Here is a 276-nt window from a genome sequence, read left to right on the forward strand (position 1 = left end):
TCTTGGCGCGGACCGAGCCCCGGGCGGTGTGGACCTTGACCTCGCGGCCATAATCGATGCGGGTTACAGCCGATTGCTCGAACAGTTTGGCGCCCAATTGCCGGGCGGCGGCCGCTTCGCCCAGCGCCAGGTTCAGTGGGTGCAGATGCCCGGAGCCCATGTCGATCAAACCACCGACATAGCGATCGGAACCCACCACGCTGTGCATTTCGTTAGCTTGCAGCAGACGGGTTTCGTAACGGTAACTGAGGCTGCGCAGTTCGCTGGCGTCTTCAG

Annotated in this window: 1 protein-coding gene; it reads right to left on the reverse strand. The window is 62.7% G+C overall.

Going from position 1 to position 276, the window contains the following annotated elements:
• The coding region (locus tag ACEN88_RS35400) for an FAD-dependent oxidoreductase (RefSeq protein ID WP_413347077.1) at window positions 1–276 on the reverse strand (276 nt) is incomplete at both ends.

This window comes from Massilia sp. CT11-108, from assembly GCF_047302915.1.
GTDB classification, from domain to species: Bacteria; Pseudomonadota; Gammaproteobacteria; order Burkholderiales; family Burkholderiaceae_D; genus Telluria; species Telluria orientalis.